Annotated in this window: 13 protein-coding genes; 6 read left to right on the top strand and 7 right to left on the bottom strand. The window is 65.4% G+C overall.

Annotated elements, in window-relative coordinates; genetic code table 11:
* Positions 1-804, bottom strand: a complete 804-nt coding sequence (locus BM355_RS10280; RefSeq protein ID WP_177227921.1) for an RDD family protein — start codon at positions 802-804, stop codon at positions 1-3.
* Positions 805-848: 44 nt separating this feature from the next.
* Between BM355_RS10280 and BM355_RS10275 the strand changes: the two genes are divergently transcribed.
* On the top strand, positions 849-1,841 hold the full coding sequence (locus BM355_RS10275) for a stage II sporulation protein M (protein WP_177227920.1): 993 nt from the start codon (positions 849-851) through the stop codon (positions 1,839-1,841).
* Between the two features lie 89 nt (positions 1,842-1,930).
* Positions 1,931-3,172, top strand: coding sequence for a TIGR01906 family membrane protein (locus BM355_RS10270; RefSeq protein WP_245760738.1), 1,242 nt, complete (start codon positions 1,931-1,933; stop codon positions 3,170-3,172).
* 78 nt (positions 3,173-3,250) lie between these two features.
* Here the strand turns inward: BM355_RS10270 and BM355_RS10265 are convergent, their stop codons facing one another.
* Positions 3,251-5,071, bottom strand: coding sequence for an AMP-dependent synthetase/ligase (locus BM355_RS10265; protein ID WP_091698091.1), 1,821 nt, complete (start codon positions 5,069-5,071; stop codon positions 3,251-3,253).
* A gap of 77 nt (positions 5,072-5,148) precedes the next feature.
* On the bottom strand, positions 5,149-6,753 hold the full coding sequence (locus BM355_RS10260; protein ID WP_091698088.1) for a dolichyl-phosphate-mannose--protein mannosyltransferase: 1,605 nt from the start codon (positions 6,751-6,753) through the stop codon (positions 5,149-5,151).
* A gap of 35 nt (positions 6,754-6,788) precedes the next feature.
* Between BM355_RS10260 and rsmI the strand changes: the two genes are divergently transcribed.
* Positions 6,789-7,661: a 16S rRNA (cytidine(1402)-2'-O)-methyltransferase gene (gene rsmI / locus BM355_RS10255; protein WP_091698086.1), complete on the top strand. Its 873-nt coding sequence runs from the start codon at positions 6,789-6,791 to the stop codon at positions 7,659-7,661.
* Positions 7,662-7,664: 3 nt separating this feature from the next.
* Here the strand turns inward: rsmI and BM355_RS10250 are convergent, their stop codons facing one another.
* Positions 7,665-9,485, bottom strand: coding sequence for an ABC transporter ATP-binding protein (locus BM355_RS10250; RefSeq protein WP_091698083.1), 1,821 nt, complete (start codon positions 9,483-9,485; stop codon positions 7,665-7,667).
* Positions 9,486-10,141: 656 nt separating this feature from the next.
* On the opposite strand from BM355_RS10250, the gene BM355_RS14155 reads away from it, so the two are divergent.
* On the top strand, positions 10,142-11,308 hold the full coding sequence (locus tag BM355_RS14155) for a hypothetical protein (RefSeq protein WP_143109478.1): 1,167 nt from the start codon (positions 10,142-10,144) through the stop codon (positions 11,306-11,308).
* Here BM355_RS14155 and BM355_RS10245 read toward each other — a convergent pair.
* Positions 11,284-12,432 carry a glycosyltransferase family 4 protein gene (locus BM355_RS10245; RefSeq protein ID WP_091698081.1) on the bottom strand — a complete coding sequence of 383 codons (1,149 nt, stop codon included), beginning with the start codon at positions 12,430-12,432 and terminating at the stop codon, positions 11,284-11,286. The two genes, BM355_RS14155 and BM355_RS10245, sit on opposite strands and share 25 nt — an antisense overlap.
* Before the next feature lie 184 nt (positions 12,433-12,616).
* Between BM355_RS10245 and BM355_RS10240 the strand changes: the two genes are divergently transcribed.
* Positions 12,617-14,101 carry an NAD-dependent succinate-semialdehyde dehydrogenase gene (locus tag BM355_RS10240; protein ID WP_091698079.1) on the top strand — a complete coding sequence of 495 codons (1,485 nt, stop codon included), beginning with the start codon at positions 12,617-12,619 and terminating at the stop codon, positions 14,099-14,101.
* A 116-nt stretch (positions 14,102-14,217) separates the two neighbouring features.
* Positions 14,218-15,348, top strand: a complete 1,131-nt coding sequence (locus tag BM355_RS10235; RefSeq protein ID WP_177227919.1) for a glycosyltransferase — start codon at positions 14,218-14,220, stop codon at positions 15,346-15,348.
* A gap of 41 nt (positions 15,349-15,389) precedes the next feature.
* On the opposite strand, the gene BM355_RS10230 is transcribed toward BM355_RS10235, so the two are convergent.
* On the bottom strand, positions 15,390-17,813 hold the full coding sequence (locus tag BM355_RS10230; protein WP_143109477.1) for a transglutaminase TgpA family protein: 2,424 nt from the start codon (positions 17,811-17,813) through the stop codon (positions 15,390-15,392).
* Positions 17,810-18,994, bottom strand: coding sequence for a DUF58 domain-containing protein (locus tag BM355_RS10225; protein ID WP_143109476.1), 1,185 nt, complete (start codon positions 18,992-18,994; stop codon positions 17,810-17,812). The genes BM355_RS10230 and BM355_RS10225 overlap by 4 nt, the downstream gene beginning before the upstream one ends.
* Positions 18,995-18,998 lie beyond the last annotated feature (4 nt).

The raw sequence follows: 18,998 nt of genomic DNA, 5'->3' as shown, positions 1-18,998 counted from the left end.
CTAGAGCTGCAGCGCGCGGATCCGTTCGGCCGCCCGGTCGGATCGTGCGCGCCGGGCTGTGAGGATCTGATGGTCCCGGTCCCGCCGTTCGGCGATCACCCCCACCAGGAACTCCTCGGGGTGGATCCCCGGCGGCGGGCCGGGCGTGACATAGGGCCCGACGGCGGCCACCAGACGCTGCGCTGTCATCTCCCGGTGCGCTGGGGTCATCTGGGGTGCCTGACGCAGGAAGCGGGTGACGGCCAGGGCCAGGTCATCCGGCAGTCGGCCGAGGTCGGCGACCTGAGACCACGGGCCGAGTCGTTCGGGCAGGGGCGGCAGCTCGGGACGGCGCCGGCTCTGGCGGACCAGCAGCACCGTGGTGCCGGCGGCCATGTCTCCCAGGCGCTTGCCCCGGGCGTTGAACATGCTCACCAGCAGGGCGAGTGCGCTGGCGGTCATCCACAGCTCCAGGAACCCGGTGAGGGCGCGCAGGGCGGCGTGACGGAACTGGATCGCGCCGCCGTCGTCCCTCATCACCTGGAGCCCGAGGGCCAGCTTGCCCAGCGAGCGGCCGTGGCTGAACGTCTCCCAGAGCAGTGGTGCGCCCACCACCACGGCGATGACGGAGGTCAGCAGCGTGGCCTGCGCTGCCGCAGGATCCATCCGGTCCAGGGCAGGACCCACTAGGTAGAGCAGCAGCACGAACAGGGCGATCACCAGGACGATGGCGTCGATCAGGGCGGCTGCCGCGCGCATCACCACCGGCGCCGGCCGCAGGTTCAGCACCACCGCTTCGCCGGTGACCATGCTGTGGACGCTCATGCCAGTCATCCTAGGGGTCGGACCGGACCCACTACGCTGAGGGCGTGGACCTGGATGCCTATGCCGCCGTGCACCGCCCCCTGTGGGAGCGTCTGGATGCCCTGAGCCGGCGCCGCCGACTCCAGGCGGACGAGGCCGATGAGCTGCTCGAGCTCTACGGGATCGCCTCCGTGCACCTGTCCGTGGTGCAGGTCCACGATCCGGACGGCCCCACGTCGGCCGCTCTGTCCATGACGATCGCCCGCGCCCGCACCCGGATCACGGGGGCGCCGGTCAATCCCTCGGCCGCCCTGTCCCGGTTCTTCCTGGAGCAGCTCCCGGCGGCGTTCTACCGGATCCGGTGGCTGACGGTGATCCTGGGGGTGCTCTTCTGCCTGGTGGGCACCGCGTTCGGCTACTGGGTGGTGGGACAGCCGGGCGTGCTGGCGTCGCTGGGCAGTGAGGCGGAGATCCGCGAGTACGTGGAGGAGCGCTTCACGGGCTACTACTCAGAGAACCCCGCCGCCTCGTTCGCGGGACAGGTGTGGACCAACAACGCCTGGATCGCGGCGCAGGAGGTGGCATTCGGCATCACGGGCATCTTCGTGCCGTATGTGCTGTTCGCCAACGCGCAGGGCGTGGGGATCGCCGGGGGAGTGATGGCCTCCCAGGGCGAGCTGGATACCTTCTTCCTCTACATTCTCCCGCACGGCTTCATGGAGCTCACAGCCATCTTCATCGCCGGAGCCGCCGGGCTGCGGATCTTCTGGGCCTGGGTCGCACCGGGCCGCCGACCTCGCCTGGATGCGGTGGCCGCCGAGGGCCGCGCACTGATCACGGTGGCCGGGGGACTGGTGCTGGTGTTGGCGGTCTCCGGTGTGGTGGAGGCCTTCGTCACCCCCTCGAACCTGCCCCACCCGGTCCGGTTGGGCATCGGCCTGCTGGTGCTTGCCGGGTACTGGGCCTACACCCTGATCCTGGGCCGCCGCGCGGTCCAGGCTGGCGCCACTGGAGACCTGGAATCCCACGACGCCGGCGCCACCCGTATCGCTGCCTAGGCACCTGAACGGTGGGGCACCGTGAATCCGACGTGCCCCGGCAGTAGGGTCGACAGCGACGACTTCCCCCTTCGTACAGAGGCAGGACCATGGCACGGAACACCCCCGAGGAGCACGGATCCCACGATTCGATGGCTGGCTCCAACGAGTTCGAGTCCGGATTGGACTACGGCGCCTACGTCGAGGATGACGGCGCCGAGCACGGGACGGACGCGGTGGGGGAGAACCCCACCGAGACCATCTACCGCCCGGATGCGGGCACCCATTCCACCACGGCACTGGACCGCTCCGAACTGGACGCCATGGTGGCCGGCGACGAGCGGAACGCGGAGCAGGAGACCCCAAGGTTTCTGCAGGATGAGTCCGACGACGTTGACCGTCGTGGACAGGACCGCGAACCGGTGACGGCCGTGTCCGGGTATGCCGTCGCGCCGGAGGCGCAGCCGTCCGATGAGCCCACCCCCGTCGGGGCGAGCGCAGGACTGGCCGGTGCCACCGCTGCCGGCGCTGGGACCGCCGCGGCGGGCTGGGGCCGTGAGGACCGTCGTCGGGAATTCCGCGATGCTGAGGCCCGCGCCGCCGCTCGGGACGAGGCCCTGGAAGGCACCCCCGCGGGTCCGCGGGTGCTACAGGTGCTGCTGGCGATCTTCGCGCCGATCGTGCTGCTGATCGGCGCGGTGCGACTGGTGGCCTCGCCGGTGTTCCTGTGGCTGGAGTACCACCGCCCCGGCTTCCCGGCAGATTCGTACGGGTTCTCCACGCAGGACCGGGTGACCTACGGCTCCTATGGGATGGACTATCTGTTCAACGCCGCGCCCTCGCGGTACCTGGGTGATCTGCAGGCGGCGGGTGGTCCGCTGTTCACCGAGTCTGAGGTCTCTCACATGACCGACGTGAAGGTCGTCATGCTGGTGACCATGGCTGTGGGGTTGGTCCTGGCGGTGCTGTGTGTGCTGTTCATGGTCTCGCTGGCGCGCAACGCCAAGGGCGGTATCCGGCGGGCGCTGTTCGCCGGCTCGCTGTGGCTGCTGGTGCTGATGATCGCTCTGGCCGTGCTCGCCGTGGTGGGCTGGCAGGCATTCTTCGCCGGCTTCCACTCGCTGTTCTTCGCGGACGGAACGTGGACCTTCGCTGCCTCGGACACGCTGATCCGCCTGTATCCGAACCAGTTCTGGATCGAAGCCGGCATCGCTGTGGCCGGGATTGTGGTGCTGACCGCGCTGATCACCCTGATCGCGACGTGGCCCACCCGCCGCCGCCGGATCGACTCCCGCGAAGCTCAGAACGACCTGGTCCGCCGCCGCGCCTACTGGGCCGAGGCCGCGGAGTAAGGGTTCCCAGCTTCCGACATAAAGAGGCCGTGGCATGCATTGCATGCCGCGGCCTCTTCTGTTCCTTCAGGCCTGACCTCAGCGCCGGTACAGCTCCTCGATGGCGGCGGAGTAGTCGTCCATGACCTTCTTGCGCTGCAGCTTCAGGGACGGGGTGAGGTGACCGGACTCCTCGGTGAGCTCGCTGTCGAGGATGACGAACTTGCGCACGGACTCTGCCTGGGAGACATGGGCGTTGGCGGCGTCCACGGACTTCTGCACCTCGGCGCGGACATGTTCGTCCTGGGCGGCCTGATCCAGGGTCAGACCCTCACGGCCGCAGTTCTTGCACCAGGTGGCCAGTCCGTCCGGGTCCAGGGTCACCAGGGCGCCCACGAAGGGTCGGTTGTCCCCGACGACGACCACCTGGGAGACCACGCTGGAGGACCGGATGGTCTCCTCCAGGGGAGTGGGGTACACGTTCTTGCCGCCGGCAGTGACGATGACCTCCTTCTTCCGGCCGGTGATGTACAGGAAGCCGTCCTCGTCCAGCTCCCCGATGTCACCGGTCTTGAAGTAGCCGTCCTCGAACGAGGCCTCGGTCTCCTCGGGCAGGTTGTGGTACCCGGAGAACACGGTGATCCCCTTGACCCAGACCTCGCCGTCATCGGCGATCCGCACCGTGGTGCCGGGGATCGGCAGGCCCACGGAGCCCACCCGGGTCATGCCGGGGATGTTCAGGGTGGCCGGGGCGGTGGTCTCGGTCAGACCGTAGCCCTCCTGCATGCCCAGCCCGGCGCCGCGGAAGAAATGCGCCAGCTCAGGGTTCAGCGGGCTCGCACCGGAGACGGTGAACCGGGCGCTGCCGCCCAGGATGCCCCGGATCTTGGGGTAGACGAGCTTGTTGAACAGGGCGTGCTTGGCGCGCAGGGCCATCCCGGGGCCGGATCCCTCTCCCCGTGACTGGGCATCCAGGGCCTCGGAGTACTGGATCGCGGTGGTGCGGGCGGCGGTGAAGATCTTCTCCTTGCCGCCCTGCCGTGCGTTCTCCAGGGCCCCGGCGTCCAGCTTCTCGAATACGCGTGGCACGGCCAGCAGCCAGGTCGGGTGGAAGGAGGCCAGGTCTGCGGTCAGGGTCTTCAGGTCCGAGGCGTGGGCGATCTGGATGCGTCCGACCAGGCAGATCACCTGGACGGCGTGGGCGAGCACGTGGGCCAGAGGGAGGAACATCAGGGTGCGGGAGTCCTCCATGCCCACGATCTCGGAGGCGAACGGCAGGATGTTGACCGCTCCCTCGGCGAAGTTGCCGTGGGTGATCCGGGTGCCCTTGGGCCGTCCGGTGGTCCCGGAGGTGTAGACCAGGGAGGCGGTGTCGGACAGCACCGGGGTGCTGCGCGCGGCCTCGAGCTGCTCGTCGCTGACCTGCTCGCCGTATTGCACCAGCTCCGCCAGGCCGTCCGCGGTCAGGGGGACCACCGTCACGCCCTCACCGTCTGCGCCCATGGCCTCGGCGGCCCTGCGCACGGCGGTGGACTGCTTCTCGGCGGAGGTGAAGACCACCCGCGTCTGGGAGTCGGTGAGCACGTGCTGAACCTGGTGGGGAGATGAGGTCTCGTAGATCGGCACGGAGACGGCCCCGGCGAACCAGGTGGCCTGGTCGATCACCGCCCATTCATAGCTGGTGGGTGCCATGATGCCCACGCGCGAGTGCGGGGTCACGCCGTGGGCGATCAGCCCCTTGGCCACCGCGCGCACCTGGTCCAGGAACGCCGTGTAGGACACGTCCAGCCAGCCGCCGGCGCCGTTGCGCACCGCATAGGCGGCGGCGTGCGGATCTGCAGCAGCTGCCTGCAGGACCAGGTCGGTGATGTTCGAGTCTGCTGGCAGCTGCGCCGCCTGCTCGGTGCTGGTTTCCTTCATGGAACGGGCTCAACTCTCCACGCAGTGCACTGCGCTGGTCTGGCGGTGGGATGATCTCCTCCAGCGTATCGCCCCACTCAGATCCAGCTGTTCATCCACATCCGCATGCGCCAGTGTTCATAGGGGATCTGTTCACCGGTCCACACCGGCATGAAGAACGCGCTCAGGGCCACGGCACCAGCCACGAACAGCAGCACCAGCACGGTGTTGCGCCGGCGCATCGGCTCTCCGCCCAGGCGCATCAGCAGCCCGAGCACCATGGTCACGGCCAGCACCAGGAACGGGGCGTAGGCCACGGTGTAGAAGAAGAACATGGTGCGGTCCGGCCAGAGGGACCACACCAGCTGTCCGGCGGCGTAGGCGCCCAGCAGCGCACCGGCCCGCCAGTCGCGCCGGCCCAGCCACACCAGCACGAGCACCAGGAACGCCAGCAGTCCGGCCCACCAGATGATCGGGTTGGCCAGGTCGGTGATGGCCTCGGAACAGGTCGTCGCCCCGCAGGTGCCGGAGCCGTCGTCGTGCCCTTCGTAGTAGAAGGAGGTGGGCCGGCCCATGAAGGGCCAGGTCCAGGCGTTGGAGGCGTAGTCGTGGGGGCTGGCCAGGCCGCCGTGGAATCTCGTGGACTGCAGGTGGTAGTCGGCCAGGGAGCGCAGCGGCCCGGGGAGCAGGTGCTCCCACCACTGCTGCGGCGGGTGGGTGGTGTGCCACTGGCGGTTGTAGCCGCCCTGGGTGAGCAGCCAGCCGGTCCAGGTGGCCAGATAGGCCATGGCGCCCACCACCACGACCGCCACGAACGCGAACAGCCCGTCCTTGACCACCCCAGCGGCCAGCCAGTTCCGGATCCCGGCCACACGGCGCGCGTTCATGTCCCACAGCACGGTCATCAGCCCGAACACGGCCATGAACGCCAGCCCGGAGAGCTTCACGCCGCAGGCGGCCCCCAGCAGGATCCCGGCCAGCAGGCGCCAGGGCCGCCACCCCAACCAGGGGCCCCAGGCCAGCATTCCCGACGACGGCACCCCGCCTCCGCGCTCGGCCGCGGCGGCCAGGCGTGTGGCCAGGTGGGATCGGCCGTGGTGCCGGTCCATCAGCAGCGCGCCGAACGCTGCGAGGACGAAGAAGGAGAGGAAGATGTCCAGCAGGCCGGTGCGGGAGAGCACCAGGTGGTGACCTTCCACGGCCAACAGGATCCCGGCCACACCGCCCAGGAACACCGAGCGGAACATCCGCTGGGCGATCAGGGCGGTGAGCAGGACGGACAGGGTGCCGGCCAGCGCCGCCGAGAAGCGCCAGCCGAAGCCGTGGTCGGTCCCGAAAGCGGCCATGCCCAGCGCGATCAGCCACTTGCCCAAGGGAGGGTGGACCACGTACTCGGCGGTGTCCTCCGGGGAGGCGGTTCCGGCGGCGAAGGCCTCATTGGCGTCGTCCGGCCAGTTCAGCTCGTATCCGGCCTGCAGGAGGGTGAAGGCGTCCTTGACGTAGTAGGTCTCGTCGAAGATCAGGGAGTCGGGGTGGTCCAGGCGGGTGAACCTCAGGATCCCCGCGACCACGGTGACCACCAGGGGGACGATCCAGCCCCAGTGGCCGGGGTGGAAGCGCTCGCCGAGCAGCCGGAGCCGCAGCGTGGTCTCGGTGTACGCCTGGGCCGGGGTCAGCACGGTGGAGGTCTCGGGCGGGCGCACCCTGTCATGGTACGGGCTGTGCCAGCATGAAGGGCATGAGTGCACAGAGCGTGGAGCGTCCTGACGGCGGCGGACAGATCGTGCTGGCGGCCACCCCGCTGGGGAACCTGGCCGATGCCACCGATCGGCTCAAGCAGCTGTTGGCCACCGCGGACATCGTGGCCGCCGAGGACACCCGCCGGGCACACCACCTGGCCCAGGGGCTGGGAGTGAAGATCACCGGCAGGGTGGTCAGCCACCATGAGCACAACGAGCGCGAGTCCACCCAGGACCTGCTGGAGGCCGCCCGCTCCGGTGACCTGGTCGTCGTCGTGACGGATGCCGGCATGCCGCTGGTCTCTGACCCGGGCTACCGCGTGGTCAGTGCGGCCGCTGAGGCCGGGGTGCCCGTGACGTGTGCGCCCGGGGCCAGCGCGGTGACCACGGCGCTGGCCCTGTCCGGCCTGCCCACGGACCGGTTCGCCTTCGAGGGGTTCCTGCCGCGCAAGGACGGAGAGCGGGCGCGGCTGCTGGGGGAGCTGGCGCGGGAGGCCCGGACGCTGGTGTTCTTCGAATCGCCCCGGCGGCTGGCCTCGTCGCTCGAGGCGCTGCGGGAGGCCTTCGGGGCTGACCGGCGCGCGTGCGTGGCTCGCGAGCTGACCAAGCTCTACGAAGAGGTCCGGCGAGGCAGCCTGGAGGAGCTGTGCAGCTGGGCGGGGGAGGGCGAGGTGCGCGGCGAGATCGTGATCGTGACCGAGGGGCACACCGCCGCACCGGACACGGACGTGACCGGACAGGTGCAGGACGTGGAGGTGCTGGTGGCCTCCGGGACACGTCTCAAGGACGCCGTGGCCACGGTGGCGGCGGCCCGCGGGGCCAACAAGAAGGAGCTGTACAACGCGGTGGTGGCGGGGCGGAAGAACGGCTGAGGGTCAGAGTTCGTCGTCCTTGGACAGACTTGCCAACTCGACCAGCCGCGCGAAAGACGGGCTCTGGGAGACCACCTCGTCGAAGGTCCCGTAGGCCACGATCCGCCCGTTCTCCATGAAGGCAATGCGGTCGCAGTGGCGAACCGTGGACAGGCGGTGGGCGATGACCAGGACAGTGGTCTCACCGCTGAGGTTCTGGATTGCCTGGGTGACATGGTGCTCGGTCTCGTTGTCCAGCGCTGACGTGGCCTCGTCCAGAACGAGCAGCGACGGGTCGCGGTAGAGGGCACGGGCCAGTCCGAGGCGCTGCCGCTGCCCACCGCTGAGCCCGGTTCCGCCGGGCCCGATCGGGGTCTCGTATCCCTGCGGGAGGTTCTCGATGACCGGCGCGAGCTGCGCGCGCTCGGCGGCCAGGACGGCTCGGTCACGATCCGGATGGTCGTCCAGGAAGGTTATGTTCTCCAGGACCGTGGCGCTCAGGGTGTGCACGTCCTGGGGAACCAGGCCGATCAGCTGCTGCCACCCGCGGATGTTCGCATGGATATCCGCACCGTCGGCCGTGACCACGCCACCACTCGGACGATGGAACCCCATGATGAGATCGACCAGAGTGGACTTGCCGGCGCCACTGGTGCCGACGATTCCCATGGAGGTGCCCACGGGAATGGTCACGGAGATGTCAGACAGGACAGCGTGCTCACTGCCTTCGTAGTGGAAGTCCACGTCCTGCAGCGTGATGTCTGAGGTCAAGGTGATGGGCTCTGGAGCTGAAGTCCGCACTACGAGTTTCTTGTCCATGGTGATGAACTCGTCCACCACCATGTCCAGGCTGGGGAGGTTCACCCTGGCCAGATTGACTGAGGCCATCAGCCGCGTGAGCGACGGGAGCAGACGGAATCCTGCGACGGCGAACAGCGCCAAGGTTGCTACAGCGGCGCCGGAGTTCTGCGAGGCGAACAGGAACACCGTCAGCAACGCCACACCGCCGATGAAGAGGATCTCCAGGACGAACTTGGGAAGCTCCGTCAGGAACGCGGAGACACGTCCGGCGTGGGCAGAGATCCAGCGGGCACCGCGGTACTTCTCCACGAACACCGCAGAGTTGTCACGGAGCTTGACATCTTTGATGTTGGCCAAAGGCTGCACAGCGAAGTTGAAGATCTGCTCAGCGGAGGACAGCAGCTTGAGGCCTGTGGCATGTGCATAGCGCTTGGTGAAGCTGTACAGGATCAACGAGGTGACGCCGAAATACAGCAGCATGCCCAGGGCAGGGATGGGGTCAGCGATCAGGAGGGCTGCCAGAATCGCCAGAACGGTCAAGGACTCGGTGGCAATGGAGACGACGCCCATGATTACGCCCGAGTAGGTGGCGTTGACCGCATCGTTCATTCTGCGGATGAAGTCACCCTGCGTGCGACGCAGATGGAGTGAGTAGTCCGCTCGAAGGAAGTAGCTGAAGAGCTTGGAGGAGGTGTCGACCTGTTGCCGTGCCAGGAAGCCTCCGACCCACCACCGGTATCCCAATCCCACGATGCCCTTGATCAGATACGCGCCGAAGAGGATCGCCGCCAGCCAGATGGCGGTCTGCTCAGAAGTAATGCCGAAGAACTCGTTCGCCGGACCCAAGGGTCCCAAGGTCGGTTCCTCGCCAGCCATGATGGACATGATGGGGACCACCACGGCGAGGGCGACGATCTCGGTGGAGGCGACGATTCCTGAGCCGATGAAAGCAAGGATTAGGCGTGCGCGAGTGCGGCGATTGAGCAACAGGCCCAATCCGTGTCGTCGTTTATTTCGAGAAGTGCTGGCTGTAACGTTCGGCATATATCTCCTCTTGCGCCTTCTGAAATCCTCAGCCAGATGTCGATGTCTCTGTGGTTTGACTCGATCAGTCTACGGGTCAGCACCACCGCAGTGATTCATGGTGCAGCACGATTGAGGCAGCGCATAAGCGCATATGGAGGTGCTAGTCGCGAATCACCGCGGGCAAAAGTCACCCGCGAGTGGCCCTGAGGGAGGAACATCTCGAGATGAGTCGGCACGTCAATCGACGTCCAGCGGGAGTTGCAGAAGAGAGGAACATATTCGTACCTCAGTGGTCACACAGGGACCTTCTTTGGCTGGTGTCATTAATCGGGGTGGGGGCCCTGTTACCCCTAGTGGTTGCAATATATGCGGGCGCCGCGTGGATCCCACATAATGATTCCTGGGCGCACAGCCGGATTGCTCAACAGTTCGCTGAATCAGGTCAATTTCACTTGGTCGGATTCAACAGGGCATCCATGGTTGGAATGATGATTCCATTGGGTATAGTTGCAGGCTCTATAACAGCCCAGCACCTATTCGTTGTTGTGTGCGCAGGCTTGGTGGTTGGATTCACTTATGCAACTGCGAGAGAATTTCTGCCTCGAATTGGCAGTCTACTCGTATCTTCGACAGTCGTACTCGCGCCGGGCTTCGCATTACTTGCGACATCATATATGACAGATGTGCCGATGATGGCAGCCGTGGCTGGAAGCCTGTTCTTTGGTGTGCGGTTCATAACTTATGGGCGCGCTGTGAATCTATGGATGTCCACCGGTTTTGGTTTGTGGGGCGTGACGATCCGGGAGCAGGCGCTGGCCGCGCTTGCCGCGGTCGTCATTGTTGGGTGGGCGAAGCGTCGTGAGAAGCGCCTTCTGCTATCAGTTGCGGCTGTGGTTTGCGTGATCTCTTTCGTCGGATTCGAGGTTTGGCGCAGAAGCATTCCTTCCGATGATCCACCTGAAGTTTCCCTGGCATTCAATTATGCTATTAGCTCGAATATTATGGCTTGGTGCACATTGCTTCTGATCTGCGCTCCTCTAATCTGGGGTTCAGCCCGTCTACCAGCTAGTCGGGCTGGTTGGATCGCTAGTGCGGTTGCGGCTGCTGCAGGAGTTCTTGTGTTGATCCGGTTCGGAGACGGGCTACTCCTGGGCAACTACTTGTCCAGTAGCGGTGCCTACGTGGCCATGTTTCACGGAACCAGAGATGTGATTCCGAGTGCAGTCATGGCCGGCCTTGCGGGTGTGTCGGTAGTTAGTGCTGCAGTCGTTGCCTCACGCGTTACGGAAATCAGAGCACGTCCGTTCGTCCCAGCTTCGGTACTCCTGCTGGTGTTCATCGGAATATACGCGGTGGGAATTTTCGCTCAGACAGCAATTGGTCAGGGCATGTTCGAGAGGTACTTGTACCCACTTTTGGCACCTTTGGCAATACTCCTCTTGAGAGGTGTGCATCTGCATCGAAGAAGATTTGGCCTTGTTCTTGCCGGCCAGCTGGGCCTTGCAATAGTTTCCGCACTTATTGCCACCAATGCATGGGCAAGTAGTGCTGCGATTTGGGCAACCGCGCAAGGCCTCGTGTCCGATTCGACGCCCGCTCGTCACATCGACGCTGGCTTTGCCTGGGTCGGATTCAACTCTCAGTCGAATGTCGTATCCGACGATAGTCGGGAAGCCCATGGATTCTGGGCAGGACTATTCGATGACAGCAAACAGTGTGTAATTGTGTCCCTAGGGGGTGTTGATGACGTGTCTGGTGAGGTGGATTTCGTGCCATACACCAAGTTCATATGGTTTGGTCAAGACAGCGTGGCCATTCAAACCTTGAATGAATGCCTGTGACTCGGCGGCAACAGATTCTGAAGGATTGTTTCTGCTACTGATTTCCAAGTTAAATTCGCGGAATGTTTCTCGGCAAGAACTCCGTAGTTCTGAACGACTGCTGGACGGCTCATCGTGAACATGGCGTCTGTCAAGTCTCGGGTATTGAAGGGATTGACCAGGATTCCTCCCGGGCCAATCATGTCCCCTGCTCCACCGATAGTCGTTCCAATTGAGGGAACGCCAAAGCTTCCCGCCTCGGCGTACACGAGTCCGGCAGGTTCCAGCCTGCTTGGAAGGACGAGGCAAGTAGCTCGTCTGAACAGATCCTTCAGGGTGTTCTGCGCCTGTTCGTCGTTTAGCGGAAGAGGCCCGAACTGATGCACTCCCGGGTGTGAGATGCGAGGCTGGTTCTCACCTACCAAACTCAACTGAGCAAGGGGATGCGATTTCTGCACAATTTGAAACGCGTCAACGACACTTTGACCGTTCTTACGCTCCCAGTCATTCCCTACAAAGAGAAAGTGTGGAGTAGACCAGTCCCGGTCTTGTGGATGTGAGGGAGTTCTGTTGATCCCAAGTCCTGCTACATGGACCTTGTTTGGATGGACGTTGCATTCATCAACTATCGACTGAGCAGCCCAACTCGTCGCTGCGAAGCAAATCCGGGCTGATCCGTGTGCTTCCTTCTGGCGAGCTAGGCGTCCTGCGGTGATGTTGGACGGGAGGGTAGCGAACGGTCCCCATCCGTACCGAACAGCTTGAGGGACAGTCATGTCCTCGAAGGTGCCGACGTTGGCATGGCGGACTCTATACCCCGTGCCCAGCTGGAGAACAGCGTCAACATTCTTGGGCAAACGAAGTTGCGCCATTGCAGAGTAAATTCGTCCGTACTCTGTCGAATGACGCGTCTCCTGGACAAGCTTTTCCAGCGTGGGTGCCGTTTCCCCCGCACATATTCGAGCCCAAATATTTCCTAATTTCGTCGGTGGCGCAGCATTAATCGGCACTACGCTGGCCCCAAGCTGAGTTAGACCTGACAGCAATCCTGCAGGTGTGCCGGACCAAACGTTCGCGTCACGTGGGTCACCTACGGCGACCAGGCCGACTCTTTTCCCACTCCATGTTGGTGCCGCTGTGCTCATGCCCCCATTCAACAGTGCAGGGGTGCTTGATTCCACCAACGAAGGCTCCCGCTTGAAAGACGAGGTGCGGATGCACAGGACAGGCGGACTTCTTTAGTGCCCTGTCGCATTGCTCCTACTTTCCGATCACCACTACGTTGGTCAGTAATCTGAACTGGATCGACCTGACCGGAAAGAGGTTCCCATGACTGTCACCGCTGAGCGCGAGCAGGAGCTGCTGAAGTCCATCCCGACTGGACTGTTGATCAACGGGGAGTGGCGTGATGCCTCCTCCGGCAAGACCTTGGATGTGGAGGACCCGGCCACCGGCAAGGTGCTGTTGAGCATCCAGGATGCCAACACCGATGACGCCATGGCCGCTCTGGACGCCGCTGCCGCTGCGCAGAAGGACTGGGCGCTGACGGCTCCGCGTGAGCGTGCTGAGATCCTGCGCCGGGCCTTCGACCTGGTGATCGAGCGGGCCGATGACTTCGCCCTGCTGATGACCCTGGAGATGGGCAAGCCGCTGGCCGAGGCCCGTGGCGAGGTCACCTACGGTGCTGAGTTCCTGCGCTGGTTCTCCGAGGAGACGGTGCGTCACTACGGGCGCTACCTGACCACCCCGGAGGGCAAGAACAAGATCTTGGTCCAGCACAAGCCGGTCGGCCCTGCCCTGCTGATCACTCCGTGGAACTTCCCGCTGGCCATGGCCACCCGCAAGGTCGCCCCTGCAGTGGCCGCTGGCTGCACCATGGTGCTCAAGCCGGCCAAGCTGACCCCGCTGACCTCCCTGCTCTTCGCTCAGGTCATGCAGGAGGCGGGCCTGCCTGCCGGCGTGCTGAACGTGGTGGCCGGTTCCTCCGCCTCGGCCATCTCCGGGCCGCTGATGAAGGACCGTCGTCTGCGCAAGGTCTCCTTCACCGGATCCACTCCGGTGGGTCGCCGGTTGATGGCCGATGCCGCCGAGAACGTGCTGCGGACCTCCATGGAACTGGGCGGCAATGCTCCGTTCCTGGTGTTCGAGGACGCTGAACTGGATGCCGCTGTGGAGGGCGCCCTCGCCGCCAAGATGCGCAACATGGGTGAGGCCTGCACCGCCGCCAACCGCTTCCTGGTCCACGAGTCCGTGGCCGAGGAGTTCACCGCCAAGTTCGCCGAGGCCATGAAGGCACAGAAGCCCGCCCGCGGCACCGAGCCTGATGCCACCGTCGGCCCGCTGATCGACGGCGGAGCCCGAGACGACGTGCACGCCCTGGTGACCGAGGCAGTGCAAGCCGGTGCAGAGGTGGCCGTGGGTGGCGACAAGATGGAGGGCGAGGGCTACTTCTACCAGCCCACCGTCCTGAAGGTCCCCAATGACTGCCCGATCCTGGGCCAGGAGATCTTCGGCCCGGTGGCGCCGGTGACCACCTTCTCCACCGAGGAGGAGGCCATCGAGCTGGCCAACGCCTCCGAGTACGGTCTGGCCTCCTACCTCTACACCCGCGACGTCAACCGCATGTTCCGGGTCTCTGAGCAGATCGAGTTCGGCATGGTGGGCTTCAACGCCGGTGTCATCTCCAACGCCGCAGCCCCCTTCGGCGGAGTGAAGCAGTCCGGTCTGGGGCGCGAAGGTGGAGCTGAGGGCATCGAGGAGTACACCACCGTGCAGTACATCGGGATCGCCGATCCCTACGCGGCCAAGAAGTAACCCCCGGCGTCCACGGACGCCCTGAGCACCGGGCCCGGTCTCCTCTGAGGAGGCCGGGCCCGTCTTGTGCTAGAGCCAGAAGATTGAGACAGAGGATGAGCGATTACGCTTGAATGATGACACTGAGAATGGGGCATGTCCTCCCAGCTCCTATTGTTCGGCATGGGGAAGAGTACGCGATCGAGGACAGGGCCCTGAGTGGATTGATCGCGGCGGCCGAAGTCTGGGACGGATCCATCGTCGTCGTCGCGCCCGAAGGGGAGACCTCTGCGGCAGTGTCGGTTGATTCCACGCTCGTATCTGCGTCTCAGTTGCCGTTCGAGATTGTCATGACACCTTTGACGGTAGAAGCGGTGGAAGACTTGAACCTTGATGTCGTCACCGCACTTCACTCACCGAAGATGGACTTCGTCAGGCACCTGAGAACACCGGTGGTATTGACTAGCGAGCAAACTATGAGCATTCGTCACGGAATCAACAGGTCGCACTTGCGCGGAATCTCATTGATGCGAGCCTCATTGGGGTTGATCCGCATGGAGAAACGTCTGCGTGGGCTCCTTCGTCACGCGCTGTCGGCGCAGTTCAACGGCCCGGCTTCTATGAAGTCCTATGGGGGCCTCGTGAACGAGCCATTGGTTTTCCAAGACCACCGAGTTCTGTCCCGTGACATCTCAGCCGCTCGTTCGGTATCTCCGTGGGATGGGTCACGTCCGCTCCGGCTGGGTTTTTCAGGTCGTTTGATCTCGATAAAGGGGCCCGAGTTCGCAGTCGAGCTTGCCAACCGGGCTGCCGAAGCTGGTCTCCCAGTGGAGTTGTACGTTTTCGGTGCAGGAGCGCTCGAGAACCGCCTCCGAGCTGAAGCAGGTGACAATGTCTACTTCGAGGGCTTTAAGAACTTTCGAACTGAGTGGCTGCCAGCTGTCCAAGAAGGAATCGATGTCATGGTGATGCCGCATGTGCAGGGAGATCCCTCCTGCACGTACTTTGAATCATTGGGTAGTGGCGCACCAATTCTTGGCTTTGATAACGAAACCTTGACGCCACTAGTTGAGGAGCACGACATCGGGTGGACGGTGAAGAAGCGAGACGTAGATGCACTTCTAACCGAACTTCGCAGAATCATCGGCGATCCTGAGGTGCTTGCAGATACAAGAGAACGTGGTCTTAACTTGGTTGCCGACAACTCGTTCGAGGTGACGACACAACGGCGGATGGATCATATTCAGAAGGCGGTGTTCAGCGCGTAGTCGCTTCCCCCCCTCAAAGGAGGTCGGGTCTGCGGTGTCTGTCACTGTCTCAGCATGGACTTCGGCAGCCACCAGGCCCGGCGCCTTGACGCAGACTCCGCAGAGGATTCCAGAAGGTCCACGACGGCGGCCGCGTGACTGGAAGCGTCATCGGCAGCCGGGGGAGCAAGCGAGTCCACGGACGCATAGCGCGCCCACTGCGCGGCCACGGCCAACTGGTGCAGCAGATCTGTCTGCGACCCAGGACCCATGGCCGATCCCACATCCCGGCTCACGCGGCGGGCGAAGGCCTCCTCGGACTCGTGGCCATGGCGTGCCCATCCCAGGTCCAGGGCCGTGTCTTCGACCTCCTGCCAGGAGGCGATGACCGCGGACCGGTCCACCGCGGAGGGCGAGGCGGGCCTGCCCAGCCTGCGGCGCCGTCGTCGTGATCTGACCAGGTGAGGGGCCAGGGCCAGGAGGGCGACTGCGGCCACACCGATCACGATGATCAGCACCGTGAGCACCGCTCGGGTGTCGACGCCGGGCCCAGGCGTGTCTCCGGCATCGGATCCTGGATCCAGTGCGGCAGAGGTCTGCGTGGGTGTGGGCTCTGAGGCTGGGGCCGGTGCCGATGTAGGGGTGGGCACCTCCTCCGGCGCGGGCCCGGAGTCGGACTGGGTGTAGGTGGGGGCGCGTCCCACGGTGGGAGTCGGTTCGAAAGGGACCCATCCCAGACCGTAAATGTACAGCTCCGGCCAGGCGTGTGCTGATCCGGCCTCCACGCGGTGCACACCGTCAGCGTCTGCGCCGGTGGGCGCGTAGCCGACCACAATGCGGGCCGGCACGTCGAGGGAGCGGGCCATCAGGGCCATGGCTGAGGCGAAGTGGATGCAGTAGCCGGACTGGGCCTGCAGGAACTGCTCGGTGATCTCGATCCCGGTGCCGTCGTACCCCTCGTCCACCGGGGCGGTCTCTGAGTACCGGTACGTGCCGGACTGGAAGTGCTCTTGGAGCAGCTGTCCGATCTCAATGGGGCTGGTGGCCTCAGCGGCGATCTCCTGGGCGAGGCGGTGGATCTCGCCGCCCTCCAGCTCTGGATCAGAGACCAGCGTTCCCACCGCCGATTCGTCGGGGGCCTCCAGCCCGAGGTAGGCCTCAGGCGGAGGTATGCCGAAGCCCGCGGAGAGCTCGGAGATCTCCCCTGCGGACAGAGGCAGCGTCCAGTACCGAGACCGGTACTGGGCGTCCACGGCGGGGTTCGAGCTGCGCTGGACCGTGGAGGCGCGGGGGTACGATTCCCAGCCCTGCTCAGCCAGCACGCCGGTCTGGCCGACGGGCTGGTCAGCCAGCGGAAGCCAGGAGCCCCGGTACTGCGTCAACGCGATGTCCACTGACTGTTCCGAGGGGCGCATCACGGCCTCCTCCAGCTCAGGTGGGTACTGGATTCCGACCGTCGGACCCATGTTCCGCAGATTCCTGCCGCTGGGAGTGAACACCGTGCCATTGGGCGGCATTCCACCTGCGGTCTCTCGGGGAACCCACTGGGAAGCGGTGACATCATGGATGACCGCCGTGCGCAGGTAGACACCCAGACCGGTGCTGGACCGGTACTCGATGCCCACCGGGCCTGACCCCTGGCGCAGGGCCTCGCCGAGATCGGAGGCTGGGTCGACGGGACCGTCCTGGATCAGGAATCGGTGGCCCTCGGGTGCCAGGCCTGTGGTGATCGGGGCCAGCTGTGTGGCTCCCATCGCGAGCACGGCCAGGGCGGTGACCCCCGCCAGGACGGCTCCGGTCAACGAGGTGAGCCGGTCGCGCAGCGGCGGGCGTGGGGGAAGCGGGCCCAAGGGGGCCCCGGTGTCCTCGGGCTGCCCGCGCGAAGCTGGGCTGGAGACGCTGCGGTGCAACGAGGCGTGGTCCCCGGCCACGAGCAGGCCGAGCCAGGCCGCGGCGGCCAAGAGGAGAGCAGGCAACGGCGTCATCTCACCGGAGAGGACTGCCCCCGCAGCGATGATCCCCAGGGCGGGCACCCCGGCCACTGCAGGGCTGCGCAGACCCAGGGCGATCAGCTCGACGATCAGGGCGATGAGCAGGACGACCAAGGACAGGATCGCCAAGACGTGCAGGTGCGGCTCGATGGGACTCTGCTCGACCCGGACGGTGTGCTGGGTCCGCTCCAGATCAGCCAGCAGTGCAGAGACCGTGTCCCGGGTGGGGATCAGATCACCTGCGAGGGTGCCCGACCACCAGGTCCGGACAGCGGTCACGGCCCCCGCAGCGGCACCGGCCAGCACGGGCAGCCAGAGGCGTCCGCCCAGTCCTCTCACCACCTCGGCCACGATCAATGCGATCACCGTGGGGAAGGCCACGCCGGGCAGCCAGGCGTCGGAGAAGACATGGTCCAGCGAGGCCGTGGCAGCGATGACCATGACGGCCACGAACAGACCTCCGCTCAGGGAGCTGGCCCAGCGCAGCGCGGTCACCGTGCACCTTCGGACGCATCCACAGTCGCCCACCCAGCCTGGTGCCAGCCTTCGAGAGCGGACGAGGGCCCCATCAGCAGCGCGGTGCGCTGGGTGACGCCCGGCAGGTGCCGAAGGTGGGGGAGGTCGGCATCGGCTCCGGCTCCCAGGACGGCGAACACCGTGGTGGTGCCCCGCGGCAGGCGCTCCATCCATGAGGCCTCACGGGTGCTGGGTGCCAGCTGCACATCCGCCAGGTCCGAGGACAGGACGGTGCCTTCGTGGTCGAGCAGCGTCACGTCCTGACCGGAGCGTTCCAACACGTGGTGGAGGGAGGCCGCCAACCGAACAGCCTCTTCGAACTGCGGAGCGGTGATCCAGCTGGTGCCGTCCCCGGCGTCCACGGTGTGATGCCCCTGGGGGTAGGACCGCCCGCGGCGGTCCAGGACCACCACCGCCCGGGGGTCCTCGGTGCTCTCCTCCTGACGGACCATGAGCTGCCGGGTCCGAGCGGTGGCACCCCAATGGATGCGAGAGAGCGGATCGCGGGGGCGGTGCTCGCGCACCAGCAGGTCGTCAGCCGAGCCGCGGACACCGAACAGGTCAGCCGATCGGTCGTCGCCCAGGCCGGTGCGGAACAGCTCTTCCAGGACCTGCTCGTCATGAAGCTGGGGCAGGACCCTCAGCCGTGAGACGCCTGCACGGAGGATGCGGCCGCGCGCCAGACCCAGCGGTCCCTTCCTCAGTTCCGTGGCCGGACCCACGGAGAACACGCCTCTCTGCCCGGCCATGAGGGTGTACCCGGGCGCGGGGCCGTCCGCCTGGCGGGTCGGCTGCGAGCGTCGCGTCAGCGTTGGCGGAAGCTGATCGACGGGGGAGAGGCCCCCGTGCTGCTCTCCGCCGGCTGAGAGGAATCTGACCTGGACCCGTTCACCGACGGCGGCCGAGTCCGGGATCAGCACACGGTGGTGAGCCGCCTCGCGGCTCAGTGCTGAACGCAACGCCAACAGGATCAGGGAGAGCGCTGAGGCTGTCAGGAGGAAGAGACCGATGGACACAGCCTCACGCCGTCCCAGCACTGGACCTGCGATCACCAGGAGAAGGCCGACGGCGGCCACCGCCGCGCCGCGCAGCGTGGGACGCGGGGCGCTGGCACGCAGTCTGGACCACAGATCGGAGGGGGGATTCGAGGCGGCGGTCATGGAT

The organism is Micrococcus terreus (assembly GCF_900116905.1).
Classification (GTDB): domain Bacteria; phylum Actinomycetota; class Actinomycetes; order Actinomycetales; family Micrococcaceae; genus Citricoccus; species Citricoccus terreus.
Note: the sequence above shows the minus strand (reverse complement) of the source record. Positions and strands in the feature narration are given on the sequence as shown.

Coding starts and splice junctions, on each gene's coding strand:
- BM355_RS10280 (WP_177227921.1), bottom strand. CDS start 804: ATGAGCGTCCACAGCATGGTCACCGGCGAAGCGGTGGTGCTGAACCTG.
- BM355_RS10270 (WP_245760738.1), top strand. CDS start 1,931: ATGGCACGGAACACCCCCGAGGAGCACGGATCCCACGATTCGATGGCT.
- BM355_RS10265 (WP_091698091.1), bottom strand. CDS start 5,071: ATGAAGGAAACCAGCACCGAGCAGGCGGCGCAGCTGCCAGCAGACTCG.
- rsmI (WP_091698086.1), top strand. CDS start 6,789: ATGAGTGCACAGAGCGTGGAGCGTCCTGACGGCGGCGGACAGATCGTG.
- BM355_RS10250 (WP_091698083.1), bottom strand. CDS start 9,485: ATGCCGAACGTTACAGCCAGCACTTCTCGAAATAAACGACGACACGGA.
- BM355_RS14155 (WP_143109478.1), top strand. CDS start 10,142: ATGACAGATGTGCCGATGATGGCAGCCGTGGCTGGAAGCCTGTTCTTT.
- BM355_RS10245 (WP_091698081.1), bottom strand. CDS start 12,432: ATGAGCACAGCGGCACCAACATGGAGTGGGAAAAGAGTCGGCCTGGTC.
- BM355_RS10240 (WP_091698079.1), top strand. CDS start 12,617: ATGACTGTCACCGCTGAGCGCGAGCAGGAGCTGCTGAAGTCCATCCCG.
- BM355_RS10235 (WP_177227919.1), top strand. CDS start 14,218: ATGACACTGAGAATGGGGCATGTCCTCCCAGCTCCTATTGTTCGGCAT.
- BM355_RS10225 (WP_143109476.1), bottom strand. CDS start 18,994: ATGACCGCCGCCTCGAATCCCCCCTCCGATCTGTGGTCCAGACTGCGT.